At 71.3% G+C, this 24,068-nt stretch carries 26 protein-coding genes; 14 read left to right on the forward strand and 12 right to left on the reverse strand.

Features of this window, described 5'->3' with window-relative positions; genetic code table 11:
- The first annotated feature begins 11 nt into the window (after positions 1–11).
- The 4 genes from KA711_15485 to KA711_15500 all read left to right on the forward strand — a co-directional run bounded on the left by KA711_15485 (position 12) and on the right by KA711_15500 (position 2,507).
- Positions 12–1,043, forward strand: coding sequence for an iron ABC transporter permease (locus KA711_15485; protein ID MCM0610370.1), 1,032 nt, complete (start codon positions 12–14; stop codon positions 1,041–1,043).
- The gene (locus KA711_15490; protein MCM0610371.1) at positions 1,040–1,816 is read left to right on the forward strand and encodes an ABC transporter ATP-binding protein; all 777 of its coding nucleotides are present in this window, start codon (positions 1,040–1,042) and stop codon (positions 1,814–1,816) included. The genes KA711_15485 and KA711_15490 overlap by 4 nt, the downstream gene beginning before the upstream one ends.
- Before the next feature lie 302 nt (positions 1,817–2,118).
- On the forward strand, positions 2,119–2,286 hold the full coding sequence (locus KA711_15495; protein MCM0610372.1) for a hypothetical protein: 168 nt from the start codon (positions 2,119–2,121) through the stop codon (positions 2,284–2,286).
- 17 nt (positions 2,287–2,303) lie between these two features.
- Entirely contained in the window at positions 2,304–2,507 is a 204-nt protein-coding gene (locus KA711_15500) for a hypothetical protein (protein ID MCM0610373.1), read from the forward strand.
- 54 nt (positions 2,508–2,561) lie between these two features.
- Here KA711_15500 and KA711_15505 read toward each other — a convergent pair whose 3' ends face one another.
- The 5 genes from KA711_15505 to KA711_15525 all read right to left on the reverse strand — a co-directional run bounded on the left by KA711_15505 (position 2,562) and on the right by KA711_15525 (position 8,331).
- A complete protein-coding gene (locus KA711_15505; protein ID MCM0610374.1) occupies positions 2,562–3,545 on the reverse strand; it encodes a dipeptide ABC transporter ATP-binding protein in 984 nt (327 codons plus the stop codon).
- Positions 3,542–4,528 (reverse strand): ABC transporter ATP-binding protein, encoded by a 987-nt coding sequence (locus KA711_15510; protein ID MCM0610375.1) that lies wholly within the window; start codon positions 4,526–4,528, stop codon positions 3,542–3,544. Before KA711_15510 ends, KA711_15505 begins: the two co-directional genes overlap by 4 nt.
- 4 nt (positions 4,529–4,532) lie before the next feature.
- Positions 4,533–5,465 (reverse strand): ABC transporter permease, encoded by a 933-nt coding sequence (locus KA711_15515; GenBank protein MCM0610376.1) that lies wholly within the window; start codon positions 5,463–5,465, stop codon positions 4,533–4,535.
- Positions 5,431–6,390: an ABC transporter permease gene (locus KA711_15520; protein MCM0610377.1), complete on the reverse strand. Its 960-nt coding sequence runs from the start codon at positions 6,388–6,390 to the stop codon at positions 5,431–5,433. Before KA711_15520 ends, KA711_15515 begins: the two co-directional genes overlap by 35 nt.
- A gap of 150 nt (positions 6,391–6,540) precedes the next feature.
- Positions 6,541–8,331: a peptide ABC transporter substrate-binding protein gene (locus KA711_15525; protein ID MCM0610378.1), complete on the reverse strand. Its 1,791-nt coding sequence runs from the start codon at positions 8,329–8,331 to the stop codon at positions 6,541–6,543.
- 208 nt (positions 8,332–8,539) lie between these two features.
- Here KA711_15525 and KA711_15530 point away from each other — a divergent pair, with 208 nt between their 5' ends.
- The gene (locus tag KA711_15530) at positions 8,540–9,520 is read left to right on the forward strand and encodes a succinylglutamate desuccinylase/aspartoacylase family protein (GenBank protein ID MCM0610379.1); all 981 of its coding nucleotides are present in this window, start codon (positions 8,540–8,542) and stop codon (positions 9,518–9,520) included.
- On the opposite strand, the gene KA711_15535 is transcribed toward KA711_15530, so the two are convergent.
- Genes KA711_15535 through KA711_15545 form a run of 3 tightly spaced genes read right to left on the reverse strand, consistent with a single transcriptional unit; the run spans position 9,508 to position 12,710 of the window.
- A complete protein-coding gene (locus KA711_15535) occupies positions 9,508–10,356 on the reverse strand; it encodes an alpha/beta hydrolase (GenBank protein MCM0610380.1) in 849 nt (282 codons plus the stop codon). The genes KA711_15530 and KA711_15535 overlap by 13 nt on opposite strands.
- Positions 10,357–11,184 (reverse strand): proteasome-type protease, encoded by an 828-nt coding sequence (locus KA711_15540; GenBank protein MCM0610381.1) that lies wholly within the window; start codon positions 11,182–11,184, stop codon positions 10,357–10,359.
- A 44-nt stretch (positions 11,185–11,228) separates the two neighbouring features.
- Complete coding sequence (locus KA711_15545; protein ID MCM0610382.1) at positions 11,229–12,710, reverse strand: PLP-dependent aminotransferase family protein; 1,482 nt, start codon at positions 12,708–12,710, stop codon at positions 11,229–11,231.
- Positions 12,711–12,796: 86 nt separating this feature from the next.
- On the opposite strand from KA711_15545, the gene KA711_15550 reads away from it, so the two are divergent.
- From KA711_15550 to KA711_15575, 6 genes are read left to right on the forward strand one after another with little or no spacing between them, the layout of a single operon-like run.
- Positions 12,797–13,396: a LysE family transporter gene (locus tag KA711_15550; protein ID MCM0610383.1), complete on the forward strand. Its 600-nt coding sequence runs from the start codon at positions 12,797–12,799 to the stop codon at positions 13,394–13,396.
- A complete protein-coding gene (locus tag KA711_15555; GenBank protein MCM0610384.1) occupies positions 13,393–14,313 on the forward strand; it encodes a DMT family transporter in 921 nt (306 codons plus the stop codon). The genes KA711_15550 and KA711_15555 overlap by 4 nt, the downstream gene beginning before the upstream one ends.
- Positions 14,310–15,005 (forward strand): amino acid racemase, encoded by a 696-nt coding sequence (locus tag KA711_15560; protein ID MCM0610385.1) that lies wholly within the window; start codon positions 14,310–14,312, stop codon positions 15,003–15,005. Before KA711_15555 ends, KA711_15560 begins: the two co-directional genes overlap by 4 nt.
- Positions 15,006–15,007: 2 nt before the next feature.
- Positions 15,008–16,171, forward strand: coding sequence for a PLP-dependent aminotransferase family protein (locus tag KA711_15565; GenBank protein MCM0610386.1), 1,164 nt, complete (start codon positions 15,008–15,010; stop codon positions 16,169–16,171).
- 16 nt (positions 16,172–16,187) lie between these two features.
- Complete coding sequence (locus tag KA711_15570; GenBank protein MCM0610387.1) at positions 16,188–17,039, forward strand: PhzF family phenazine biosynthesis protein; 852 nt, start codon at positions 16,188–16,190, stop codon at positions 17,037–17,039.
- A complete protein-coding gene (locus tag KA711_15575; GenBank protein ID MCM0610388.1) occupies positions 17,036–17,704 on the forward strand; it encodes a VOC family protein in 669 nt (222 codons plus the stop codon). Before KA711_15570 ends, KA711_15575 begins: the two co-directional genes overlap by 4 nt.
- A gap of 21 nt (positions 17,705–17,725) precedes the next feature.
- Here KA711_15575 and KA711_15580 read toward each other — a convergent pair whose 3' ends face one another.
- From KA711_15580 to KA711_15595, 4 genes are all read right to left on the reverse strand, one after another.
- Complete coding sequence (locus tag KA711_15580) at positions 17,726–18,775, reverse strand: alanine racemase (GenBank protein MCM0610389.1); 1,050 nt, start codon at positions 18,773–18,775, stop codon at positions 17,726–17,728.
- Positions 18,776–18,882: 107 nt separating this feature from the next.
- Positions 18,883–20,505, reverse strand: coding sequence for an alkyl hydroperoxide reductase subunit F (gene ahpF / locus KA711_15585; protein ID MCM0610390.1), 1,623 nt, complete (start codon positions 20,503–20,505; stop codon positions 18,883–18,885).
- A gap of 220 nt (positions 20,506–20,725) precedes the next feature.
- A complete protein-coding gene (ahpC, locus tag KA711_15590; GenBank protein ID MCM0610391.1) occupies positions 20,726–21,301 on the reverse strand; it encodes a peroxiredoxin in 576 nt (191 codons plus the stop codon).
- Positions 21,302–21,463: 162 nt separating this feature from the next.
- Positions 21,464–22,252: a helix-turn-helix transcriptional regulator gene (locus KA711_15595; protein MCM0610392.1), complete on the reverse strand. Its 789-nt coding sequence runs from the start codon at positions 22,250–22,252 to the stop codon at positions 21,464–21,466.
- A gap of 143 nt (positions 22,253–22,395) precedes the next feature.
- Between KA711_15595 and KA711_15600 the strand changes: the two genes are divergently transcribed.
- Genes KA711_15600 through KA711_15610 form a run of 3 tightly spaced genes read left to right on the forward strand, consistent with a single transcriptional unit; the run spans position 22,396 to position 24,061 of the window.
- Positions 22,396–22,845 carry a hypothetical protein gene (locus KA711_15600; GenBank protein MCM0610393.1) on the forward strand — a complete coding sequence of 150 codons (450 nt, stop codon included), beginning with the start codon at positions 22,396–22,398 and terminating at the stop codon, positions 22,843–22,845.
- A complete protein-coding gene (locus KA711_15605; protein MCM0610394.1) occupies positions 22,842–23,294 on the forward strand; it encodes a hypothetical protein in 453 nt (150 codons plus the stop codon). The genes KA711_15600 and KA711_15605 overlap by 4 nt, the downstream gene beginning before the upstream one ends.
- Positions 23,291–24,061: a DUF2145 domain-containing protein gene (locus KA711_15610; protein ID MCM0610395.1), complete on the forward strand. Its 771-nt coding sequence runs from the start codon at positions 23,291–23,293 to the stop codon at positions 24,059–24,061. Before KA711_15605 ends, KA711_15610 begins: the two co-directional genes overlap by 4 nt.
- The last annotated feature ends 7 nt before the right edge of the window (positions 24,062–24,068 follow it).

A 24,068-nucleotide genomic window follows, 5' to 3' on the forward strand; every position in this document is an offset into this window, starting at 1 on the left:
ACGGCCTGCGCATGAACACGCTCGCCCGACAACTGGCCGCCGGTGCCCGCGCCGCGTCGCCGCGCCGTGTGGCGGTGGCGCTGGTGGCTGCGCTGCTTGCGTTGCTGCTGCTGGGTCTGGCCGCGGGCGCCGAGGGCCTGAGCAGCGCCTGGGTCGCCGAAGCAGCGCTGATCGCCGACATCCGCGCGCCGCGCACGGTGGGCGCGGCGCTGGCCGGCGCGCTCTTGGGGCTGGCCGGCGCCTTGTCGCAGGGCTTGTTCCGCAACCCGCTGGCCGACCCCTACCTGCTGGGCACCGCCGCCGGCTCGGGCCTGGCGGTGACGCTGGTGCTGTCCGTGGGCGGGCTGCTGGGTGCGGCCGACGGGCTGGGCTTGGTGGCCAGCGGCTGGCTGGCGCGGCTGGGCGTGTCGGGCGCGGCGTTTGCGGGCGCCTTGGGCGGCCTGGCGCTGACGCTGCTGATGGCGCGCGGCAGCGCCCGCCCGCTCACGCTGCTGCTGGCCGGCGTGGTGGTGGGCGTGCTGCTCACGGCGCTGGGCGATCTGCTGGTGCTGGCCAACCCCGAGGCGCTGCGCGGCCAGCGCGTGTTCATGATCGGGACCACCAGCTTTCTGGGATGGGGCGCCGTGGTGGCGCTTGCCTGCGGCCTGATGGTGGCCCTGCCGTTGGCGATGCTGCTGGCGCGCGTGCTCGACGCGCTGGTGCTGGGCGAAGCCAGCGCCGCCAGCCTGGGGCTGCCGCTGCCGCGGCTGCGCCTGGTGCTGGTGGGCCTGCTGGCGCTGGCCACCGGCTGCGCGGTGGCGCAGGTGGGGCTGGTGGCTTTTGTGGGGCTGGTGGCGCCGCACCTGGTGCGGCGGCTCGTGTTGGTTCGCCACGGCGCGCTGCTGGCGCTGTCGGCGCTGGCCGGCGCCGTGTTGCTGCTGGCCGCCGACGTGGCCGCCCGAGTGGCCCTGTCTCCGCAGGAGCTGCCGGTGGGCGTGCTGACGGCGGTGTTCGGGGGCGTCTACCTGCTGGCCTTGCTGTGGCGGCGCGGGGCGGCGTCTTGACTGCGCCACTGCTGCAGGCTGCCGGGCTGGTGGGCACGCTGGGCGGCCGGCGCGTCGTCGATGGCGTCTCGCTTGCGCTGCACGCCGGGCAGTGGGTGGCGCTGGTGGGGCCCAATGGCGCCGGCAAGAGCACGCTGCTGCAACTGCTGGCGGGGCTGCTGCAGCCACAGGCCGGCGCGGTGGCGTTGCAGGGTCGGCCGCTGGCCGACTGGCCACTGCGCGAGCGCGCCACGCGCTTGGCCTGGCTGGCGCAACACGGCGAGATCGACGCCGAGTTGCCCGCGCGCAGCCTGGTGGAGCTGGGCCGGCTGCCGCGCCACGGCCTGCTGGGTGTGCCGGACGCCGCCGACGCCGCCGCCGTGGGCCGCGTGATGGCCGAAACAGAGACGGCTGCGCTGGCGGGCCGGCGGCTGTCGGAGCTTTCGGGTGGCGAGCGCCAGCGCGTGCTGGTGGCGCGGGCGCTGGCAGTGGAAGCCCCGGTGTTGTTGCTCGACGAACCCGTGGCCCATCTCGACGCCCCGCATCAGATGGCGCTGCTGCGCGGCCTGCGGCAGCGCGCCCGCGACGGCGCCGCCGTGGCCGTGGTGCTGCATGACCTGAACCTGGCCCTGGCCGCCGACCGCGTGCTGCTGATGGCCCGCGGCCGTCTCGTGGCCGACGGTCCGCCGGCCGACCCCGCGCTGCGAGGCGCGCTGGAGGCGCAGTTCGACCACGCCTTCACGGTTCAGCGCATGCAGGATGCGGAGCGCTGGATCGCCGTGCCGGCCGTCTGATCAAGGCCGCCGATGGGCGCCCGCCACGCCCCGCAACGCACCGTCTGTCTCACCGGGGAGACGACCGAGTGGCCGCCCACGATCCCAGGCACACCGCATCGTCGGCATCAGCGGCTGCGCCGTGCGGCCGCGGCGGCCGCGCGCCCGAGATCAGGCGCAGCGACACCCTGCAGCCCGGCTCCGCGGCGCTGACGACGGTTCATCCTCGCTGAACCGCAGCCCGTCGCAAGGCCCTCGCGCTGCACTCGGCGATGGCCGACGATGCGTGCACATCGACGCCACCACCCCCACCGGAGCCCGCCATGACGCTGAACACCCTCGACACTCTCCTGCCACGCGCCATCAGCCTGGGCCTGTCGCTGGTCGTCACCCTGGGCATGCTCGGTGGCATCGACACCCTGGCCCAGCGTCCGCACGTCGAGCTGCAGCCTCAGGAGATGGCCACCGCGGACGCCGCGCCGCGCGGCTGAGTCTGCGAGGCAAGTCGATGAAGGCCTTCATCGCCTTCCTGCTGTGGTGTCTGCTGCTGGTGCTGAGCTGGCCGCTGGCGCTGTTGGCGATTCTGCTGTGGCCTGTGGTGTGGCTGCTCATGCTGCCGCTGCGCCTGCTCGGCATCGCGGTGGAGGCGGTGTTCGGCCTGCTGCGCGCCGTGCTGACGCTGCCGGCGCGCCTGCTGAGCGGCGGCCGCTGAGCCGCCGCGCTGTCAACCCTGCAGCACCGGGCTGTCAACGTGCCCGATTAAGCGCTAACTGCGCAGGTGGCAGGCCACCTGGTGTCCGTCGCCGCTGCCGGCCACGGCCTTGAGCTCGGGGCGCTGCACGTCGCACAGGCCCTTCTGCGCGATGCTGCAGCGGGTGTGGAAGTGGCAGCCGCTGGGCGGGTTCAGCGGGCTGGGTACGTCGCCCTGCAGCATGATGCGCTTGCGCTTGATCTGCGGATCAGGGATCGGCACCGCCGACAGCAGCGCCTCGGTGTAGGGATGGCGCGGCGCGGTGTAGAGGTCCTTGGCGCTCGCAATCTCGACGATGCGACCGAGGTACATCACCGCCACGCGATCGGAGATGTGCTCCACGACGCTGAGGTCGTGCGCGATGAAGATGTAGGTCAGGCCGAACTGGGCCTGCAGGTCTTCGAGCAGGTTGATCACCTGCGCCTGGATCGACACGTCGAGCGCGCTCACCGCCTCGTCGCAGACGATCAGCTTGGGGTTCACGGCAAGGGCGCGCGCGATGCCGATGCGTTGGCGCTGGCCGCCGGAAAACTCATGCGGATAACGTCGCATGTGGTCGGCACTCAGGCCCACGGTCTCGAGCAGATCGACGATGCGCGCGTCGTACTCGGCCTTGCTCTTCGTGAGCTTGTGGATGGTGAGGGCCTCGCCGATGATGGCGCTGACCGTCATGCGCGGGTTCAGGCTGGCGTACGGGTCCTGGAAGATGATCTGCATGTCGCGCGCCAGCGCGCGCAGCTCGGCCTTGCCAGCGTCGGTGACGCTCTTGCCCTCGAAGCGCACCTCGCCCGAGGTGGGCTCGATCAGGCGCAGGACGCAGCGGCCCGTGGTGCTTTTGCCGCAACCGCTCTCGCCGACCACGCCCAGCGTCTCGCCCTTGGCGAGATCGAAGCTCACGCCGTCGACGGCGTGCACGCGGCCGACCTCGCGCTTGAACAGTCCGCCGCGAACCGGGAAGTGCTTCACCAGGTTGCGCACCTGCAGCAGCGGGGCGTTCATGCGGCCTCCGCCAGGAAACAGGCCACCTTGTGGCCGGGTGCGATCTCGCGCAGCGGTGGGTCGGCCGTGGTGCAGGAGGGCTGCGCCAGCCTGCAGCGCGACGCGAAACGGCAGCCCGGAGCCGGCGCGATGAGCTTGGGCACCGTGCCCGGTATGGCCTCGAGCCGCTGGCGGTGGCCGGCGGCGGTGGCCGCGGTGTCGATGCGCGGAATGCTGCGGATGAGGCCTTGGGTGTAGGGGTGGCGCGGCCGGGCGAAGAGCTCGGCCACCGACGCTTCTTCCACCACCTGGCCCGCATACATGACGACGACGCGCTGCGCCACTTCAGCCACCACACCCATGGCGTGCGTGATGAGCATCACGGCCATGCCGAGCCGGTCTTTGAGTTCCTGCATCAGCTCGAGGATCTGCGCCTGGATGGTGACGTCCAGCGCCGTGGTGGGCTCGTCGGCGATCAGCAGCTGCGGGCTGCAGGCCAGCGCGATGGCGATCATCACGCGCTGGCGCATGCCACCCGAGAACTGGTGCGGGTAGTCGTTCACGCGCTTGTCGGGCGTCGGGATGTTCACCAGCTTGAGCATCTCGATGGCGCGTTCGAGCGCCGCCTTCCTGGACAGCCCCTCGTGCAGGCGCACGCTCTCGGCGATCTGCTCGCCCACGGTGAACACCGGGTTCAGGCTCGTCATCGGTTCCTGGAAGACGATGGCGATCTCTTTGGCCCGGATCTTCCGCATCTCCTCGGGCCCCAGCGGCACGAGATCGCGGCCCTTCCACAGCACGCGGCCGGCCACGATCTTGCCCGGCGGCATGTCGATCAGCTTCATCACCGTCTTGGCGGTGACGCTCTTGCCGCAGCCGCTCTCGCCGACCACGCAGACCGTCTCGCCCTTGCCGATGGCGATGTCGACGCCGTCGACGGCGTGCAGCCAGCCGTCGTCGGTCTTGAAGTGGGTCTTCAGACCCTGGATCTCGAGCAGCGCCATGTGATCAGAGAACCCGGCGGGGGTCGAGCACGTCGCGCAGCCCGTCGCCGATGAAGTTGATGGTCAGCACGGCGATGAAGATGGCCAGGCCCGGGAACAGCGACCAGTGCATGGCGATGTCCAGGTAGTCGCGGCTGTCGTAGAGGATGCGTCCCCAGGTGGGGATGTCGGGCGGGAAGCCCAGGCCGAGGAAGCTGAGCGTGCTCTCGGTGATGATGGCGGCGGCGATGTTGATGGTGGCCGCCACGACCACCGGGCCCAGCGCGTTGGGCAGGATGTGCCGCACCACCTGGCGCTGCGTGCTCGCGCCCAGGGCGCGAGCGGCCTCGACGAACTCCTTCTCGCGCAGGCTGAAGAACTGCGCGCGCACCAGCCTCGCCACCGGCATCCAGCTCAGGCCTCCGATTACCAGCACGATGAGCAGGAAGATGCCGAGCTCAGGCCCGAAGGCGAGCTTCAGGGGGTCGCGGAAGAAGAACATCAGCAGCAGCAGCACCGGCAGCTGCGGCAAGCTCAGGAAGAGGTCGGTCACCCACATCAGGAAGGCGTCGACCCCACCGCGGGAGATGCCGGCGGCGGCACCCACGACCACGCCGATCAGGATGCCGGTCAGCATGGCCGCCAGGCCCACCGCCAGCGAGATGCGGCCGCCGTAGAGCATGCGGGCCAGCAGGTCGCGGCCCAGGTCGTCGGTGCCCAGCGGGTGGGTGCCGCCCGGGCCCTTCAGGCGGGCGGTGAAGTCGATGTCGTTGATGCCCACCTTGTAGATCAGCGGGCCCAGCAGAACGGCCAGCGACAGCAGTGCCAGCAGCCACAGGCTGGCATAGGCAAGCCGGTGCCGCTTGAAGCGCCGCCAGGCCTCGGCCCAGGGCGAGGTGCTGACGGGCCTGCTCGCTGCCGCTTCAGCGGTAGGAGATGCGGGGGTCGAGCCAGCCATAGAGGAGGTCTGCAATCAGGTTGAAGGCCACGACGAGGATGGCGAAGACGAAGGTCACGGCCATGATCACTGGCGTGTCGTTGCGCAGGATGCTGTCGATCAGCAGGCTGCCGATGCCGGGGATGCGAAAGATCTGCTCGGTGACGATGGCGCCGCCGAAGATGCCCGGCATCTGCAGGGCCACCAGCGTGACCACCGGGATCAGCGCGTTGCGCACCACGTGCTTGACGATGACCACGCGCTCCTTCAGGCCCTTGCTGCGCGCGGTGGTGACGTAGTCCAGGCGCACCACGTCGAGCACGCTGGAGCGCACGTAACGCATCCAGCTCGCGGCCTGGAACAGGCCCAGCACCATGATCGGCATGATGCTCTGCTTGAACTGCACCACCCACCACTCAAAGCCGGTGGCCTGCACCTCGCTCTGGAAGACGAAGGGGAACCAGCCGAGGTAGATGCTGAAGAACAGGATGAACAGCAGACCGGTGAAGAAGGTCGGCAGCGAGAAGCCGATGAAGCTGAGCGTGCTGGCGATGCGGTCGAACCACGAGTAGGGCTTCACCGCGGCCAGGATGCCCACCGGCAGCGCGATGGCCAGGGCCACCAGCTGGCTCAGGCCGATGATGGCGATGGTGACCGGCATGCGCTGCCAGATCAGCGTGTCGACGTCGAGCCGGCTGATGAACGAGAAGCCCCAGTCGCCCTTGAGCATGCTGGTGAGCCAGTGCCAGTAGCGCTGCCAGACGGGGTCGTCCAGGCCCAGGCTGGCGCGCAACTGCATGCGCACCTCGGGCGGCACGTTGGGGTTGGTGGCCAGCTCCTCGAAGGGGTCGCCGGGTGCCAGAGCCAGCACCGTGAACAGCACGATGCTGATGCCCAGCAGGCTGGGGACCGCGATCAGCAGGCGGCGGAGGATGTAGGAACCCAAGGGGGATGCACAAGCAGGAGGAAAGAACCTCCGTTCGCCCTGAGCTTGTCGAAGGGCCTGCTCGCTTCGGGCGGCGGGGCTTCGACAGGCTCAGCCCGAACGGGCTGCAAGGGAGGGAAAGGGGCCGGCGCGCCGCGGCGGCCCGGCGTATCAGGCTTCCTTAAACCAGTGCGGCAGGGCCCACATGTCGTTGTCCCAGCCCGACAGCGGCGCCGAGAGCTTGAGCCCTGCGGCCGACACCCGCGGCCGGAACACCACCGGGATGATGTAGTTGCTGGCGCCGATGAGGTCGTTCATGCGGATGAACAGCGCTGCGCGCTTGACCGGGTCGAGCTCGCTCTGGGCCTGCTGGTGGGCGCGGTCGTAGTCGTCATTCTTCCAGCGCAGGATGTTGCGCTTGGCCCACTTGTTGTCTTTCTGCGCGAACTCCCACGAGCAGTACTGCTCCATGAACAGCTGCGGATCCGGCTGCGTCATGGTGGTGGTGAACATCTGCATGTCGGACCAGAACTTGGTGTAGGTGTCCGGGTTGGCCTGGTCGCCACCGAAGAACACCGCTGGCGTCACGCTCTTCAGTTCGAGCTCGATGCCGGCCTTGGCCGCGGCGCTCTTGACGATGGCCTGGGTGTCCTGCCGCGGCTTGTTGACGCTGGTCTGGTAGACGAACTTCAGCTTCACGCCACCCTTGGCACGGATGCCGTCGGAGCCCCGGACCCAGCCCGCGGCGTCGAGGATCTGGTTCGCCTTGTCGATGCTGAACTCGAACTTGAGGTTGTTGCTGTGGAAGCGCTGCGGGTTGTTCAGGAAGTTCGCCGTGGCCACGCCGGTGCGGCCATAGATGAAGTCCATCACGCCCTTGCGGTCGACCAGCAGCGCCATCGCATCGCGCACCGCCTTGTCGCTGAAGGCCGGGTGGCGGCTGCTGGCGTGGGCGCGTTCACCCTGGACCTCGTTCCAGGGGTCCGTCACGTTGAGCATGATGAACTCGATGTTGCCGCCGGGCACGATGGTGACCTTGCCCCTGCCGCCGTTCTCCAGGCCCTTGAGGATCTCGTCGGCCACTTGCAGGTTCCAGGCGAAGTCGTACTCGCCGGTCTGCAGCACGGCGCGCGCGGCGCTGGTGGCGTCGCCGCCGCCCTTCATCTCAAGCCGGTCGAAGTGCGGCCGGTTGGGCACGTGGTAGCTCATGTTCGCCTCGGCGAGCACCAGGTCGCCCGGCTTGAAGTCGACGATCTTGTACGGGCCCGTGCCCACAGGCCGGGTGTTGGCCGGCGCCTCGCGGCTCTTGGTGCCCATGAAGTCCTTGAACACGTGGCGCGGGATGATCATGCCCACCGTCCCCACGAAGGGCTCGGCCCAGAAGGGCGTGGGCTTGGGGAACTGGATGCGCACGGTGTGCGAGTCGACCTTCGTGACGGTGATGTCGCGGTAGGTGCTGATCCAGCTCGAGCTGGTGGCGGGGTCCTTGTGGTACTCCCAGTTGAAGACCACGTCGTCGGCCGTGAACGGCTGGCCATCGTGCCAGGTGACGCCGCGCTTGAGCTTCCAGGTCACGCTGCGGCCGTCGGCCGTCAGGCCGCCATTGGCCACTGACGGGATTTCGGTGGCCAGCACCGGCACCAGGTTGCCGTCGGCGTCCCAGGCCGCCAGCGGCTCGTAGAAGATGCGCGAGCCTTCCTGCTCTTTCGTGCCGGTGGCGAACTGCGGGTTCAGCAGCACCGGGCCCTGCCACCACAGCAGCTTCAGCGTGCCGCCGCCGCCGCGCCGGGTGGGCTTGTACGGGATCGCGGTCTGCGCCTGCGCGATGCCGGCATGCATCAGCATCATCGAGGCCATGGGCGCGGTCAGGCCCACGCCCACCATCTTCTGGATGAAGCTGCGGCGGGGCAGGGTGCCATCGCGCACTTCGTCGATCAACTGGCGGATCTCGCGTTCTTGCATGGTGATGCTCTCCTGGCAGGAAGGGGGCCGGCGCGCCGCAGGCACGGTCCGGGGCACCGGGCTGGTGCACAGAGGCGCGAATGCTATGCGTTGCGCCCGCACCGGCCATCGGTGTCGGCCCGTACCGCGGCGGCGGCGATACTCAGCCCTTGGTCAGAGCAAGGGGCATGCCGTCATGCAGCGCCCGGATGAACGGATGAATTCCCTGATGAATGACCCTGCCGCTGTCGTTGTCGTGCCCCCTTTGGAGCTGAAGGCCCCCGACATCGCCCGCTGGCGCGTGGGCAACACCGGCGTCGACCACGTGCACCGCCTGCGCGCCGAAGCACCCGGCCCCGTGGTCCACGTGCAGGCGCTGACCCATGGCAATGAGATCTGCGGTGCCATCGCCCTGGACTGGCTGCTGCAGCAGGTGCAGACCGGCTGGCGCCCGCGGCGCGGCACGCTGACGCTGGCCTTCGCCAACGTGGAGGCCTACGCGCGCTTCGACCCGGCTGACCCCTACCCGTCGCGCTGCGTCGACGAAGACCTCAACCGCGTCTGGGCCGACGAGGTCTTGTCCGGCCCGCGCGACAGCCGCGAACTGCGGCGGGCGCGGGCGCTGCGCCCCTACGTGGACGACGCCGACAGCCTGCTGGACATCCACTCGATGGGCGAGGCCTGCGTGCCGCTGATGGTGTGCGGCACGGTCGACAAAAACGCCGCGCACGCCCGCCGGCTGGGCGTGCCGGCGGTGCTGCTCATCGACACCGGCCACCCGGCGGGGCTGCGCATGGTGGAGCGCGGGGGCTTCGGGGATCCGGTGTCTCCCCGCCACGCGCTGCTGATCGAGTGCGGCCAGCACTGGGAGCGTGCCGCCGCCGACGTGGCCATCGACGCGCTGGTGCGTTTCCTGGGTCTGGAAGGCCTGGCCGACGGCGCCTGGGTGGCCGCGCACACCCGCATCCCGCTGCCTCAGCGCCAGCGCCTGTTGCGCGTGACCGAGGCCGTGGTGGCGCGCAGCGCCGCGTTCCGCTTCATGGTGCCCACCGAGGGCCTGGGCGTGGTCGCCAAGGCCGGCACGCCGCTGGCCCAGGATGGCGATCACATCTGGACCACGCCCTACGACGACTGCGTGCTGGTGATGCCCGGCACGCACAACCTCAAGCCCGGCGGCACGGCTGTGCGCCTGGGCCGTTACGAAGGCTGAAGCATCTCCTGCAGCAGTTCCAGCACGGTGGCGGCGGTGGCGTCGGGCTGCTCCATCGGCACCAGGTGCGAGCCCTCGATCCACCGGATGCGGCCATGGGTGATGGCGCGCGTGGTGGCCAGGCCCACGGTGCGGCCTTCTGCCGAGCGCGTGCCGGCCACGTAGGCGATCGGGCAGCCCGGCGGGTGGCGCGCCAGCATCGCCGCCAGGTGGTGCGGCAGCGTGTTGTAGAAGCGCGTCTCGACTTCGCGGCGGAAGGCCAGGCGCACGGCGGTGCCGGTGGTGGCGGCGGGCGCGGCCGGATCCGGCTCGGTGCCGGCGGCCACATAGTCGGCCAGCACGCGCGGGTCCCATACGGCAAAAGCCCGTTTGGCCTGGAAGTGCGCCAGGGTCGCCGCCGCCGAGGGCCAACGCTCGCGCCGCCGCTGCGACACCCGCCCCGGGCTCACGCGGCGGATCGTGCCCGTGAGCTTGAGCGCGTGCAGGCTGTGCGCCTTCCAGCCGCCGAGCACGGGCGAGTCGAGCAGCACGATGGCGCGCGCCAGGCCTGGCCTTCGCGCCGCTGCCAGCAGGCTGAGGTAGCCGCCCAGCGAGTGGCCCACCAGGCACACGCGCTGGCCCGGCGCCTGCTCGTCGATGAAGTCCAGCAGCTCGTCGCGCACGCGCGGCCAGTTGCTCGTGACCGGAAAACGCTCGGCGTGGCCGAACTTCGGCAGCGCCACCACGCGCCAGCCGGCGGCGCGCCAGGCCTCGAACAGCACGCGGTAGGTGCCGGCCGGAAAGCCGTTGGCGTGGCTGAAAACGAGGGTGCGCCCGTCGGCCAGGGCTCTTGTCATCTAGACGATCCGCTCCCCGGGGGTGGTGATCTTGCGCATGCGCTCGAAGCGCGCGCTGCCCGTCATCAAGGGGTGCGCGGCGTCGCCGCCGTCCCAGCGCGGGTCGTCGATGCCCTCGAACACCTCGCGCAGGCGCTGGCCCCAGGTCTCGCGGATCATGCGGAAGTAGGGGTTGTGCTCGTCGATGCACACGTGCTCGTCGCTCTTGAAGCGGCCCTCGCGGTAGACCAGCAGGTCCAGCGGCAGGCCCACGCTCAGGTTGCTCTTGAGCGTGCTGTCCATGCTCACGAGTGCGCACTTGGCGGCCTCGTCGAGCTGCGTCGTGGGCGTGAGCACGCGGTCGAGGATGGGCTTGCCGTACTTGCTCTCGCCCACCTGGAAGAAGCAGGTCTCGCGCGTGGCCTCGATGAAGTTGCCGGCGCTGTAGACGAGGAAGAGGCGCATCGCCTCGCCCTTGATCTGGCCGCCGAAGATCATGCTGGCGTTGAAGTCCACGCCGGCGGCCTTCAGCGACGGGCCGTCCTGGTGGTAGACGCGGCGCACCGCGCTGCCCAGCACGCGCGTGGCGTCGAACATGCTCTTCGCGTTCCAGATGGTGATGGGCTCCTCGCCCTCGGCCCCCGGGATCTTCTCGACCTGCAGCACCTCTCGGATGCTCTGGCTGATGCTCAGGTTGCCGGCCGACAGCATGACCATGAAACGCTCGCCCGGCTGCTCGTAGATCATCATCTTGCGGAAGGTGCTGATCGCGTCCAGGCCCGCGTTGGTGCGCGAGTCGGACAGGAACACGAGCCCGGCGTTGAGCCGGATGCCGACGCAGTAGGTCATGGCGGGCGGCGCTGCTCGCGCCGTGGTTGGCGAAGCCGGCGAGGTTAGCAGGGCTGCACGGCCGACCGCGTTCGCCGCAGCGCCGCCAGCCGCTGCCAGAAGCGCGGTTCGTCGGCGCTGGCGAAGTTCACGCGCATCAGCGTGGTCGACCGCGGCGTGGCGTGGAACAACATGCCCGGCGCGGTCAGCCAGCCTTCGTCGAGCAGCGGCTGGGCCAGGGCCTCGGTGTCGCAGCCGACATCGACCCAGCCGAACAGCCCCGCCGGGGGCGCGACGAAGCGGCAGCCGGCGGCCTCGGCCAGCCGCACGGTGCGCGTGCGAGCGGCGTCCAGCCGCTCCACCAGCCGCTCGGCGTGGCGGCGCAGCAGGCCCTGGTCCAGGCAGTCGGCCACGGCGGCTTCCAGCGGACCGGGGCTGGTGAGCGTGGCCAGCAGCTTGGCGTCGATCACGCGGTCCACCAGCGCCGGCGGCAGTGCCGCGAAGCCCACGCGCCACTGCGGCACCAGCACCTTGGAAAAGCCGCTGACGGCGATGGTGCGCTTCAGGCCGTCGAGCTGCGCCAGCCGCGTCGCGTGCGGGCTGGCCAGCCAGGCGTAGCTGTCGTCCTCGACGACGAGGAGATCGTGCGCCTCGGCCAGCCGCAGCACCTGGTGGGCCTGGGCCGGCGTGAGGCTGTGGCCCGTGGGGTTGTGCAGCACCGAGACGGTGACGTACAGGCGCGGCCTGTGGGCCCGCAGCAGTTGCTCCATGGCCACGAGATCAGGGCCCCCGTCGCTGCCCGGGCCGCCGCGCGGAACCGGCAGCAGCCGCATGCCGGCGCGGGCCAGCCGAGCGAATTCCACCGCCCACCCGGGCTCGTCGACCAACACCGCATCGCCCGGGCGCAGCAGCACGCGCGAGACGAGGTCCAGCGCGTGGGTGGCGCCCACGGTGGTGACGATCTGCGACGGCGCTGCCGGCACCCCCAGGTCGGCCAGCCGGCGCGACAGCGCGGCGCGCAGCGTGGCATCGCCGGCCGGATCGCCGTAGCCCAGCCAGCTGCCGGGCTCGCGGCAGACGCGCCGCAGCGCACGCTGCAGCAGCGGGGCGTCGAGCCAGGCGGTGGGCAGCGTGCCCATGCCCGGTGCAGGCCGCCCGTGCTGGGCCTGGAACATGCTGCGGATCAGCGCCGTGGCGTCCACCGGCGGCGGCAGCGCGGCGCGCTCGGTGGGCGGCGTGCCGCTGCGTGCCGCCTCTGCCGCAACCGGCTCGCGCACAAAGAAGCCGCGCTGCGGCCGCGCCTCCACCAGGCCGCGCGCCTGCAGCAGGTCGTAGGCGCCGACCACGGTGCTCGGGCTCACGCCATGGCGCGCAGCGGCGTCGCGCACCGAGGGCAGCCGCGCGCCCGGGGCCAGCAGCCGCTGCTCGATGCGCTCGGCCAGCCGCGCCGCCAGCTGCTCGGCCAAGCCGGCGCGCGTGCCGCGCAGTCCCCGGCCCAGCGGCGCGGGCGGCGGGGCCGTGGGGCGTGTCTGTGTGGCCGGCGGCATCGATACAGTGCAAATTCTGTGTGGCAAAGTGTACTGCTGCTGTATTGCTTGGGGCCTCTACACTGCGGCCGATCATGACCTTGCCCATGCCCTGGCCCGAGCTCGCCGCGCTGCTGCTGTTCGCCACGGCCATGGCCTTCACGCCCGGGCCCAACACCACGCTGGCCGCGGCGCTGGCCGCCAACCGCGGCCTGGGGCACGCGATGCGCTTCGTCTGCGCCGTGCCCGTGGGCTGGGGCCTGCTGCTGCTGGGCGTGACGCTGGGGCTCGGCGCGCTGCTGGACGCCGCGCCGGTGTTGCGTGGCCTGCTGCAGGCCGTGGGCCTGGGCTACATGCTTTGGCTGGCCTGGAAGCTCGCGCGCAGCGGCGCCCTCGGCCAGGCCGACCCGGCCCGCTTCGAGGTCGGCTTCGGCCAGGGCGTGCTGCTGCAGTTCGTCAACGTCAAGGCCTGGATGAACGCGCTGCTCATCTGCGCCGGCTGGGTGACCGTGGCCGACCCGCCCTGGGCGCGGCTGGCGCTGGTGCTGCCGCTGATGATGGCCTACGGCTTTGCCAGCAACTTCACCTATGCGCTCGTCGGCCACGCGCTGCGCGGCTGGTTGGCGCAGGGCGCGCGGCTGCTGTGGTTCAACCGCGTGCTGGCGGCGGTGCTGGTGGCCACGGCGGCTTGGATGGCTGGACTGTGAGCCTGCCGACCCCGGCCGATCTCACCCGGGGCCTGCTGCTTGGCGCCGCCGGCGTGGCGATGTTCGCGATGACGCTGCCGATGACGCGCCTGGCCGTGGGCGACGTGGCCGACCCGCAGCTGCCACCGGCCTTCGTCACCGCGGGCCGGGCCGCGGTGGCCGGACTGCTGAGCGTGCTGTACCTGTGGGCCGTGCGCGCGCCGCGGCCGGTGCGGCGGCACGGCCCTGCGCTGCTGGTGAGTGGGCTGGGCACCGTGGTGGGCTTCCCGCTGTGCCTGGCGATGGCGCTGCGCGAGGTCGACGCCACCCACGCTGCGGTCCTGAGCGGCACCATACCGCTGGCCACGGCGCTGGTGGCGGCGTGGTCGCTGCGCCAGCGACCGTCGGCTGCTTTCTGGGCATGCGCACTGGCCGGCTTTGCCCTGGTGCTGGGTTACGCGGCCTGGCAGGGCAACGGGCGGCTGGTCGTGGCCGACGCCTGGCTGCTGGGCGCCGTGCTGTCCACGGCCTTCGGCTACGTGGCCGGTGCGCGCGTGTCGGCCGAGATGCCCGCGGCGCACGTGATCGGCTGGATCCTCGTCTTCAGCCTGCCGTTCACGGTGCCGGCGGCGCTGTGGCTGTGGCCGGCGGAGGCCACCAGCGTGCGACCGTCGGCCTGGCTGGGCTTTGCCTATGTGAGCGTGTTTTCGATGTGGCTGGGCTTCTTCGCCTGGTACCGCGGCCTGGCGCTGGGCGGGGTGGTGCGCGTGAGCCAGGTGCAGCTGCTGCAGCCCTTCCTGGCCATTCTGTTTGCGGTGCCGGTGCTGGGCGAGCGCCTGGAGCCGGTGGCCGTGGCCTGTGCGATGGCCGTCATCGCCCTCGTGTTCGTCAGCCGCCGCACGGCCGTGCGGGCGGCCGCTCCTCCAGGAAAGACATGAAGACGCTTGGCATCCTCGGCGGCATGAGCTGGGAGAGCACCGCGATCTACTACCGGCTCCTCAACCAGGCCGTGGCCGCGCGCTGTGGCGGCCTGCACAGCGCGCCGCTCGTGCTGGCCAGCGTCGACTTCGAGACCATCGCCGCGCGCCAGCGCGCCGACGACTGGGCCGGCGCCGCTGCGCAGCTGGGCCGTGCCGGGGCCGGGCTGCGGGCGGCTGGCGCCGGGGCGCTGCTGATCGCCACCAACACCCTGCACAAGGTGGCCGACGAGGTCGCGGCCAGGGCCGGCCTGCCGCTGCTGCACATCGCCGACGCCACCGCGGCGGCACTGCGCGCGGCCGGCGTGCGGCGCGCGGCCTTCCTGGGCACGCGCTTCTCGATGGAAGACCGCGGCATCGTCATCGAGCGGCTCGAGCGTGCGGGCACCGCCGTGTTTGTGCCCGAGGCCGACGACCGCGCGCTGATGCACCGCGTGATCTTCGAGGAGCTGTGCCGCGGCGTCATCCGCGACGCCACGCGCGCGGAGGTGGTGGCGCTCATCGAACGCCAGGCCGCGCGCGGCGCCGACGCCGTGGTGCTGGGCTGCACCGAGATCGGGCTGCTGATCGACGAGGCCTGTTGCCCCTTGCCGTGTTTCGACACCACCGTGCTGCATGCGGCAGCCGCGGTCGAGTGGATGCTGGAGACCTGACCATGCCCTGGACGATGGCCCGCCGCGCCGAGCGGCTCAACCCAAGCACCATCCGCGAGCTGCTCAAGCTCACCGAGCGGCCCGGCATCATCAGCCTGGCCGGCGGGCTGCCGAGCGCCGACACCTTTCCGGTGGCCGAGCTGCGCAAGGCCTGTGCCGAGGTGCTGGAGCAGCACCCGCGCGGGGCGCTGCAGTACGCCGCCAGCGAAGGCTTCGGCCCGCTGCGCGAGTGGGTGGCGGCCGAGCTGCGCGGGCAGGGCCTGGCGGCGGAGGCCGGCCGAGTGCTCATCACCAGTGGCTCGCAGCAGGGGCTGGACCTGGTGGCCAAGGTGCTGCTCGACCCCGGCAGCGCGGTGGCCGTGGAGTCGCCCACCTACCTGGGCGCGCTGCAGGCCTTTGCGCCCTACGAGCCGGTGTTCGAGGCGCTGGAGGGCGACGACGAGGGCCCGCTGCCGGCCGCGCTTGCGGCCCAGCGCGCGGCGCGCTTTGCCTACCTGCTGCCGAACTTCCAGAACCCCACCGGCCGCTGCCTGGGCGCGGCGCGACGCGAGGCGCTGGCCGAGGCCGCGTTGGCCGTCGGCCTGCCGGTGGTGGAAGACAACCCTTACGGCGAGCTCTGGTACGACTCGCCGCCCCCGCCGCCACTGGCCACGCGCCTGGGCGAGCAGGCCGTCGTCCTGGGTTCCTTCTCCAAGGTGCTGGCCCCAGGCCTGCGCCTGGGCTACCTGCTGGCGCCGCCGGCCCTGTTCAACAAGCTGCTGCAAGCCAAGCAGGCGGCCGACCTGCACACGCCCAGCTTCAACCAGCGACTGGTGCACACCGTGCTGGCCAGCGGCATGCTGCCCGCCCACGTGGCCGCCACCCGCGCGCGCTACCGCGCGCAGCGCGACGCCATGGCTGCGGCGCTGGCGGCGCACATGCCGGCCGGCGTGCGCTGGCAGGTGCCGGCCGGTGGCATGTTCTTCTGGCTCACGCTGCCCGAGGGTCTGGACGCCACGATGCTGTTGCCCCGCGCGGTGGAGGCCGGTGTGGCCTACGTGCCGGGCAGCACCTTCTACCCGCAGGCCGGCCATGCCGACACGCTGCGCCTGAGTTTCGTCACCGTGCCGCCGGCCCGCATCGCCGACGGCGTCGCGGCGCTGGCGCAGGTGCTGCGCGCCGCCTGAAACCCCGGAGATTCCCATGCCTCACCGCTTCCACCAACTCGATGTCTTCAGCGCGCAGCCGCTGCGCGGCAACCCGCTGGCCGTCGTGCACGGCGCCGACACCCTGGACGAGACCGCGATGGCCGCCTTCGCGCGCTGGACCAACCTGTCGGAGACGACCTTCCTGCTCGCGCCCCGCGAGCCCGGCGCCGACTACCGCGTGCGCATCTTCACGCCCGGCGGCGAACTGCCGTTTGCGGGCCACCCCACGCTGGGCAGTTGCGCCGCGTGGCTGGCGGCCGGCGGCGTGGCGGCACAGCCGGATGTGGTGGTGCAGGAATGCGGCGTCGGCCTGGTGCGCATCCGGCGTGACGGCGCCCGGCTGGCCTTTGCGGCGCCGCCGCTCCAGCGCAGCGGGCCGCTGGACGAGCCGCTCTTGGCGTGCATCGCGGCCGGCTGCGGCCTGCCGCGCGCGGCCATCGTCGGCCACCAATGGGTCGACAACGGCCCGGGTTGGTGCGCAGTGCTGCTGCCCAGCGCCGCGGAGGTGCTGGCCGTCAAGCCCGACTGGGCGCGGCTGGGCCCCGTCAATCTGGGCCTGGTGGCGCCGCAGCCTGCGGGCGCCGACACGCAGTTCGAGGTGCGCGCCTTCGTGCCGACGCTGGGCGTGCCCGAAGACCCTGTCACCGGCAGCCTCAACGCCGGCCTGGCGCAATGGCTCATCGGCGCGGGCTTGGCGCCGCGCGCCTATGTGGCCGCGCAGGGCGCGGCGCTCGGCCGGGCCGGCCGCGTGCACGTGCAGCACGACGGCACCGACTGCTGGATCGGCGGCGAGGTGGCCTTCTGCATCGAGGGCACGGTGGAACTGCCCGCGACAATGGGCCGATGAGCAACCGTCTCGACCACCTCGTCATCGCCGCAGCCAGCCTGGAGCAGGGCGTGGCCTGGTGCGAGGCCACGCTGGGGGTCACGCCCGGCCCGGGCGGCGTGCACGCCACGATGGGCACGCACAACCGGCTGCTGCGCATCGCCGACGACGCCTTTCCGGACGCCTACCTCGAGATCATCGCCATCGATCCGGCCGCGCCGGCGCCGGGCCGGCCGCGCTGGTTCGGCCTCGACGACGCGGCGCTGCATGATCGCCTGGCGCAGCACCCGCGGCTGGTGGCGGCGGTCGTGCGCACGCCGCTGATCGAGATGCACCGCTGGGGCCTCATCAACGTGGGCATCCACCCGGGGGAGCCGATCGCCTTCGAGCGCGCCTCGCCGGCCGGGCCGCTGGCCTGGCGGCTGCTGGTGCGCGACGACGGCGCGCGGCTGTGCGGCGGGGCGCTGCCCGTGCTCATCGAGTGGAAGGGCGAGCGCCACCCGGCCGCGGCCATGGCGCCTTCAGGGCTGGAACTGCGGTCGTTGCGGCTGGCCGGCCTGCCCAAACGGGCGCAGGACGTGCTCAAGCTGCGCGGCATCGAGGTCGTGAACGACACCGACGGGCCGGCCCTGAGTGCCACTTTCGCCACCCCGCGGGGCGAGGTCAAGCTCAGCAGCGAGGACTGACCCCCTCCGGGCCGCCCGGGCTCACCAGCCGTTGAAGCGCGGCCACGTGTCGGCCACGGCGCCACCGGCCAACACGGCATAACGGTCGAACTGCGCGGCCGTGGCGCAGGCGTGGTTGGGCAGCACGCGCAGCTGCGTGCCCACGGGCAGGCGATCGGCCAGTGTGGCGTCGGCCGTGCCGTCGGCGCGCGAGACGATGCCGTGCTCCTGGTTGGCGCCGGTCATCAGCAGGCCCGGCAGGGGCTCGCCGGACTCGTCGCACACCACCCCGTAGCCGCAGTCGTCCTGGCCGCGGTCGCGGCTCATGGCCATCCAGCCGGCGTCGACCAGGACCCAGCCCTTGTCGCGCTGGTGGCCGATGACGGTGGTGAGCACGCTGAGCGCGATGTCGCCGGTGCCACACACGCCCAGGCCGCGCATGACGAGGTCGTGGAAGGCGTAGACACCGGCGCGCACTTCGGTCACGCCCTCGAGCCCGCGCGCGAAGGTGGCGGTGGGCGTGCTGCCCACGCTCACCTCGGGGCAGGCGTGGCCGGCGGCGCGCAGCACCTGGGCGGCGGCGACGCAGCGTGCGCGCTCCAGCTCGGCCATGGCGGCGAGCTCGGCCTCGCCGCGGCAGGCGTAGCTGGCGCCGCAGTGCGTCATCACGCCCACGAGCTGGGCGCCGCCCTCGGCCAGCACGCGCGCCACGGCCGGCAGGACGGGCGCATCGGGCGCCAGGCCGGCGCGGTGGCCGTCGGTGTCGATCTCGATCATCACGTCGAAGCGGTGGCCATGGTCGCGGCCATGGGCCACCAGCGTTTCGGCGGCTTCAACCGAGTCGAGGATCACCGTGAGGCGGCAACCGCCTTCACGCAGCGCCCGCACCGCCGGCAGCCGGGCCGGCACGATGCCCACGGCGTAGAGGATGTCGTTCACGCCCTGGGCCGCGAACTGCTCGGCCTCCTTGAGCGTGCTCACCGTGATGCCGGCCGCGCCCGCGGCCAGCTGGCGCTGCACCACGGGCCAGCACTTGGTGGTCTTGACATGCGGGCGCAGCCGCACGCCCAGATCGCGGGCGCGGGCCTGCATCGCGGCGATGTTGCGCTCGAGCCGCGCGGCGTCGAGCAGCGCGGCGGGGGTGGGCAGGGGGGCGAGGGCTCATGCGGGCATCGTAGCCCGCATGGACCCCGCGGCGATCAGGCCGCCACCGGCTCGGCCCTGGGCGCTGCCGCCGGCGCAGTGCCGCCGCTGCGCATCATGTGGTCGAAGGCCCCGAGTGCGGCCTTGGCGCCGTCGCCCGCGGCGATGACGATCTGCTTGAAGGGCACCGTCGTCGCGTCGCCCGCGGCAAACACGCCGGGCAGGCTGGTGGCGCCCTTGGCGTCGACCTCGATCTCGCCGTAGCGGCTGAGCGCCAGCGTGCCCTTGAGCCACTCGGTGTTGGGCACGAGGCCGATCTGCACGAACACGCCCTCGAGCTCGATGCGGTGCTCGCTGCCGTCGCGGCGGTCCTTGTAGAGCAGGGCGTTGACCTTGCCGCTTCCATCGGCCGCGGTGCCGGTGATCTCGGTGGTCTGCGCCATCACGTGGATGCTCACGTTGGGCAGGCTCCTGAGCTTGGCCGCCAGCACGGCGTCGGCGCGCAGCGTGTCGCCGAACTCCAGCAGCGTGACGTGGCCGACGAGGCCGGCCAGGTCAATGGCCGCCTCGACACCCGAGTTGCCGCCGCCGATGACGGCCACGCGCTTGCCCTTGAAGAGCGGGCCGTCGCAGTGCGGGCAATAGGCCACGCCCTTGTTGCGGTAGAGCTGCTCGCCGGGCACACCCAGCTCGCGCCAGCGGGCACCGGTGGCCAGGATGACGGTCTTGCCCGAGAGCTCGGCGCCGCTTTCCAGCTGCACCTTCACCAGGCCGCCGGGGTGCTCGGCCGGCACCAGCCGGGCCGCGCGCTGCATGCGCGTGATGTCCACGCCGTACTGGGCGGCGTGGGCTTCGAGAGCGGCGGCGAACTGGGGGCCCTGCGTCTCGAGCACGCTGATGTAGTTCTCGATGCCGAGGGTGTCGAGCGTCTGGCCGCCGAAACGCTCGGCCACCACGCCGGTGCGGATGCCCTTGCGCGCGGCGTACACGGCCGCGGCCGCGCCGGCGGGGCCGCCGCCCACGATGAGCACGTCATAGGGTTCCTTCTTCGACAGCCCGGCGGCCGCTCGCTGCGCCGCGCCGGTGTCGACCTTGGCCAGGATCTCGGCCAGCTCCAGGCGGCCCGACGAGAACACCTCGCCGTTGAGGAACACCAGCGGCACGGCCAGGATCTGCCGCTGCTCGACCTCCTGCTGGAACACACCGCCGTCGATGGCGGTGTGGCGGATGCGGGGGTTGAGCACCGCCATCAGGTTGAGGGCCTGCACGACGTCGGGGCAGTTGTGGCAGGTCAGGCTCATCCAGGTCTCGAAGACCAGGTCCTGACCGGGTTCGAGCGCCTTCACCTGGTCAAGCAGCGCCTGCTCGACCTTGGGCGGGTGGCCGCCGGCCTGCAGCAGGGCCAGCACGAGCGAGGTGAACTCGTGGCCCATCGGCAGGGCCGCGAACGAAATGCCCATGTCGGCGCCGCGGCGGGTGATCTGGAACGAGGGCTTGCGCGCGGCCTGGCCGTCGAAGCGCGCCGACACCATCGTCGGGTGCAGCGCGGCAACCTCGCTGATCAGCGCGCGCATGTCGGCGGCCGTCTCGCTGTCGTCGAGCGAGCCGATCAGGTCGATCGGCTGCTGCAGGCGCTGCAGGTAGGCGGCGAGCTGGGTCTTGATGGCGTCGTCGAGCATGGTCGTTCCCTGGAGAGGTGGTGATCCGTTGGGGCTGGGTCCGCGAAGAGGGCTTCGACAGGCTCAGCCCGAACGGCTCGGAAGCTGCCGTTCGCCCTGAGCTTGTCGAAGGGCCCTGTCGGGCTTCGGCAGGCTCAGCCCAAACGGCTCGGAAAGTGCCGTTCGCCCTAAGCCTGTCGAAGGGCCCTTTCGGGCGTCGGCAGGCTCAGGTGGGGTGTCGTCAGATCTTGCCGACGAGGTCGAGCGACGGCGTCAGCGTCTTGGCGCCTTCGTTCCACTTGGCCGGGCAAACCTGGCCGGGGTTCTTGGCGGTGTACTGGGCGGCCTTGAGCTTGCGCACGGTTTCCTTCACGTCACGGGCGATCTCGTTGCTGTGGATCTCGGCCGTCTTGATGACGCCGTCCGGGTTGACGATGAAGGTGCCGCGCAGCGCCAGGCCTTCTTCGGGGATGTGCACGCCGAAGGCGTTGGTCAGCGTGTGCGTGGGGTCGCCCACCAGCGGGAACTTGGCCTTGCCGACGGCCGCGCTGGTCTCGTGCCACACCTTGTGCGAGAAGTGCGTGTCGGTGGTGACGATGTAGACCTCGGCCTCGAGCTTCTGGAACTCGGCGTAGTGCTCGGCCGCGTCCTCGATCTCGGTCGGGCAGTTGAAGGTGAAGGCGGCCGGCATGAAGATCAGCACGGACCACTTGCCCTTCAGCGTGGCGTCGCTGACCTCGATGAACTCGCCCTTGACGCCGCGGTTGACAAAAGCGGTGGTCTTGAAGGCGGGGACGGTGCTGTTGATGAGGGACATGGAAACTCCTATGGAGAAGAACGGATTGATAGACGAGTTGAATGCTAGCGGAACCGAAGCAGCACGCGATAGGTTTCTCCGATGCCGCCCTTTGGTGCCGGCTATTGAGATGGGAGATGGCGCCGCCTCTGCCTGACGGGCACCGGCCCCGCGGGCCACGACTCATGGGCCTGACGATGTCTGGCCGAGGTCACCCGGTGCCGCGCTCTCGCGCAACTGCTCGCGCAGGCCCGCGAACAGCCATGAACGCTGCGCCAGCACGAGCGTGATGGCACGCCGCTCGTGCGTCGGCAGCTTCTGGTCGGCCAAGTGCTGCTGGGCGAAGTCATGCGCCAGGCGCTGCATCCGTTCCTCGAACAGCTGAACCTGGGCCGGCGCCAGCTGCCCGTGCACCAGCGCCAGCATCTCGCCCGGACCGCCGAAGCTGCCGGCGAAGTAGTCAGCCATGGCACGCTCGCGAAAGAAGCGCATCACCGGCCCGTCGGGCCGCCAGCGAAACGTCTTGTCGATCTTCAGCCGATAGCGCAGCGCCGTGCCCGGACCGCGGCGCAGCTCGATGATGCCCAGGCCGTGCAGCGCCAGCAGGCAGGCGGTGGCCTGCGCGCGGCTGAGCGTGTAGGTGGCCACCATCTGCTCCACGCTCCACTGGCTCAGCGCGCACAGGGCAGTGAGCAGCAGCTTGGGGTCGCGAACCACGGCTTCCTCTTGTGCCTCGGTGAGCTCGCGGCGCGGTGGCGTGGCCTGCGCCACCTGGCGGGCCAGCTCCGCGAAGTCCAGGCGCAGCACGGCCAGCACCTCGTCGATGCGCGCCAGCGTCATGTCGCCCCGGGCAAAGATGCGCTTGACGCTGCTCTCGGCCAGGCCCAGCTCACGCGCCAGTTCGGCATAGGTGATGCCGGCGCGGCGCAACTCGGCCTTCAGTGCGGTGACAAGGGCCTGGCTGCTGCGCATGGGGCAAGAGTGAAGAAAGTATCGATTAAGGATACTACAGGACTCAATCAACAGTTCGCTATTCAGGGCGATGGATACTTTTGTAGGAGGTAGGCAGGATGCGGACCGTGTTCAACCCTGGTGCCGTCACAACGGCCGCGTCCATGCGAACCGAGCCCGTCCATTTCGCCGTCCGCCACGACACCCGCGCCTGGAAGCTGCAGGTCTGGGTCAGCTTCGGCATCGCCATCGCCTTGGCCGGCATCGGCCTGGCCTGGCTGCCCGGCGAGGACCTCGACCGCGCCTTCATGTTCATGGGCTACCTGTTCACGCTGTCCAGCGCCTTCGTGCTGGCCAAGCACGTGCGCGACAACGAGCACCGTCGCGTCGATGCGCCGATGTGGAACCTGGTCGTCTGGAGCGGCTTCGCGCTGGCCATGGCGCTCACCGCCTGGGGCCTGTGGCGCATGGGCATCAACCCCACCTACAAGGCCTTCCTGGGCGTGTGCTGGCTGTTCCTCGTGAGCGCCGCCTTCACGCTGGCCAAGACGCTGCGCGATGCGCACGAGGCCGACCTCGCTGACGACGCTGCCCAGCACGAGCAGCACGAATGAGCACGATCCACCACCCCAGGAGCTCCGCCATGCTCAAGCGATTTCTCACGGCTGTGGTTTGTGCCGCGCTCTGCGCTGGCACGGTTGCCACCCCGGCCCGGGCCCATGGCGGCCCCTCGGACGCCAGCGCGCTGTCGATGCTGCCGCTGGCGGTGTCGCTGGCCGCGCCGGCCCTGGTGCTGTCGGCCGGCGTCGGGCTTACCGTTGTGGCGGTGGAGGCCAGCGGCAACGCCACTGTCTGGGTCCTGGAGCGCGCCTCCGACGGTGCCCGCGCCAGCGTCACCGTGAGTGGCGCGGTGGTGGGCGGCGCTTCGCTGCTGGTGGGCACCACGGTCACCGTGACGGCGCTGTCGGCCGGGTGGTTGCTCTCGGCCGCCGGCAAGGTGATCGCCTTCGTGCCCAACGAGATCGGCAAGGCCCTGCTGCACAACGAAAGGCTCACGCGATGAAGGCCCCGCTTGCTGCGTTGGCGCTGGCCGCGTGGACCACGCTGGTCCAGGCCGGCCGACCCTGTGAGCCCTTGCAGCCGAGCGTGCCCGACATCGTGCAGGGACTCGAACTCGCCCAGCGCACCGCTGCGGCGCTGGATGCCAGTGGTGCCCAGGTGGTGGTGATCGCCCGCGCGGGCCAGGACCTTTCGCGCTGGCGGTTGCGCTACAGCCATCTGGGTTGGGCGCACAAGACGCCACAGGGCTGGCGCATCGTGCACAAGCTCAACCACTGCGGCAGCGCGCGGGCCGACTTGTATCGGCAGGGCCTGGCCGAGTTCCTGACGGACGACCTGCACGACCCCGTTGCCGCCTTCGCCGTGCCCAGCCCCACTGCGCAGGCTGCGCTGGGCCCGCTGCTGGCCGACACCTGGCGCGTGCGGCGCCTGCATGAGCCCGCCTACAACATGGTCGCCTACCCCTGGGCGCACCGCTACCAGCAGAGCAACCAGTGGGCCATCGAAACGCTGGCCTGGGCGCTGGAGCCCACAGCCGACAGCCGCGAGCGTGCCCAAGCCTGGCTGCGCTTCAAGGGCTATGAGCCCACGGTGCTGCGCGTCCCCGCCTTTACGCGGCTGGGTGCGCGGGTGGGCAGCGCGAACATCGCTTTCGACGACCACCCGAACGCGCTGCGCTACGCCGACCACATCGAGACTGTCACGGTGGACTCGGTGTTCGCCTGGCTCGAACGCGCCCAGCTCGCAGGCCGCGTGCAGACGGTGCGGTGAAGGAACG

Origin of the sequence: Ideonella sp. WA131b, from assembly GCA_023657425.1 — a bacterium.
Classification (GTDB): Bacteria; Pseudomonadota; Gammaproteobacteria; order Burkholderiales; family Burkholderiaceae_C; genus Rubrivivax.

Coding starts and splice junctions, on each gene's coding strand:
- KA711_15485 (MCM0610370.1), top strand. CDS start 12: ATGAACACGCTCGCCCGACAACTGGCCGCCGGTGCCCGCGCCGCGTCG.
- KA711_15495 (MCM0610372.1), top strand. CDS start 2,119: ATGACGCTGAACACCCTCGACACTCTCCTGCCACGCGCCATCAGCCTG.
- KA711_15500 (MCM0610373.1), top strand. CDS start 2,304: ATGAAGGCCTTCATCGCCTTCCTGCTGTGGTGTCTGCTGCTGGTGCTG.
- KA711_15505 (MCM0610374.1), bottom strand. CDS start 3,545: ATGAACGCCCCGCTGCTGCAGGTGCGCAACCTGGTGAAGCACTTCCCG.
- KA711_15510 (MCM0610375.1), bottom strand. CDS start 4,528: ATGGCGCTGCTCGAGATCCAGGGTCTGAAGACCCACTTCAAGACCGAC.
- KA711_15515 (MCM0610376.1), bottom strand. CDS start 5,465: ATGGCTGGCTCGACCCCCGCATCTCCTACCGCTGAAGCGGCAGCGAGC.
- KA711_15525 (MCM0610378.1), bottom strand. CDS start 8,331: ATGCAAGAACGCGAGATCCGCCAGTTGATCGACGAAGTGCGCGATGGC.
- KA711_15530 (MCM0610379.1), top strand. CDS start 8,540: ATGAATGACCCTGCCGCTGTCGTTGTCGTGCCCCCTTTGGAGCTGAAG.
- KA711_15535 (MCM0610380.1), bottom strand. CDS start 10,356: ATGACAAGAGCCCTGGCCGACGGGCGCACCCTCGTTTTCAGCCACGCC.
- KA711_15540 (MCM0610381.1), bottom strand. CDS start 11,184: ATGACCTACTGCGTCGGCATCCGGCTCAACGCCGGGCTCGTGTTCCTG.
- KA711_15545 (MCM0610382.1), bottom strand. CDS start 12,710: ATGCCGCCGGCCACACAGACACGCCCCACGGCCCCGCCGCCCGCGCCG.
- KA711_15550 (MCM0610383.1), top strand. CDS start 12,797: ATGCCCTGGCCCGAGCTCGCCGCGCTGCTGCTGTTCGCCACGGCCATG.
- KA711_15560 (MCM0610385.1), top strand. CDS start 14,310: ATGAAGACGCTTGGCATCCTCGGCGGCATGAGCTGGGAGAGCACCGCG.
- KA711_15565 (MCM0610386.1), top strand. CDS start 15,008: ATGCCCTGGACGATGGCCCGCCGCGCCGAGCGGCTCAACCCAAGCACC.
- KA711_15570 (MCM0610387.1), top strand. CDS start 16,188: ATGCCTCACCGCTTCCACCAACTCGATGTCTTCAGCGCGCAGCCGCTG.
- KA711_15575 (MCM0610388.1), top strand. CDS start 17,036: ATGAGCAACCGTCTCGACCACCTCGTCATCGCCGCAGCCAGCCTGGAG.
- KA711_15580 (MCM0610389.1), bottom strand. CDS start 18,775: ATGCAGGCCCGCGCCCGCGATCTGGGCGTGCGGCTGCGCCCGCATGTC.
- ahpF (MCM0610390.1), bottom strand. CDS start 20,505: ATGCTCGACGACGCCATCAAGACCCAGCTCGCCGCCTACCTGCAGCGC.
- ahpC (MCM0610391.1), bottom strand. CDS start 21,301: ATGTCCCTCATCAACAGCACCGTCCCCGCCTTCAAGACCACCGCTTTT.
- KA711_15595 (MCM0610392.1), bottom strand. CDS start 22,252: ATGCGCAGCAGCCAGGCCCTTGTCACCGCACTGAAGGCCGAGTTGCGC.
- KA711_15600 (MCM0610393.1), top strand. CDS start 22,396: ATGCGAACCGAGCCCGTCCATTTCGCCGTCCGCCACGACACCCGCGCC.
- KA711_15605 (MCM0610394.1), top strand. CDS start 22,842: ATGAGCACGATCCACCACCCCAGGAGCTCCGCCATGCTCAAGCGATTT.
- KA711_15610 (MCM0610395.1), top strand. CDS start 23,291: ATGAAGGCCCCGCTTGCTGCGTTGGCGCTGGCCGCGTGGACCACGCTG.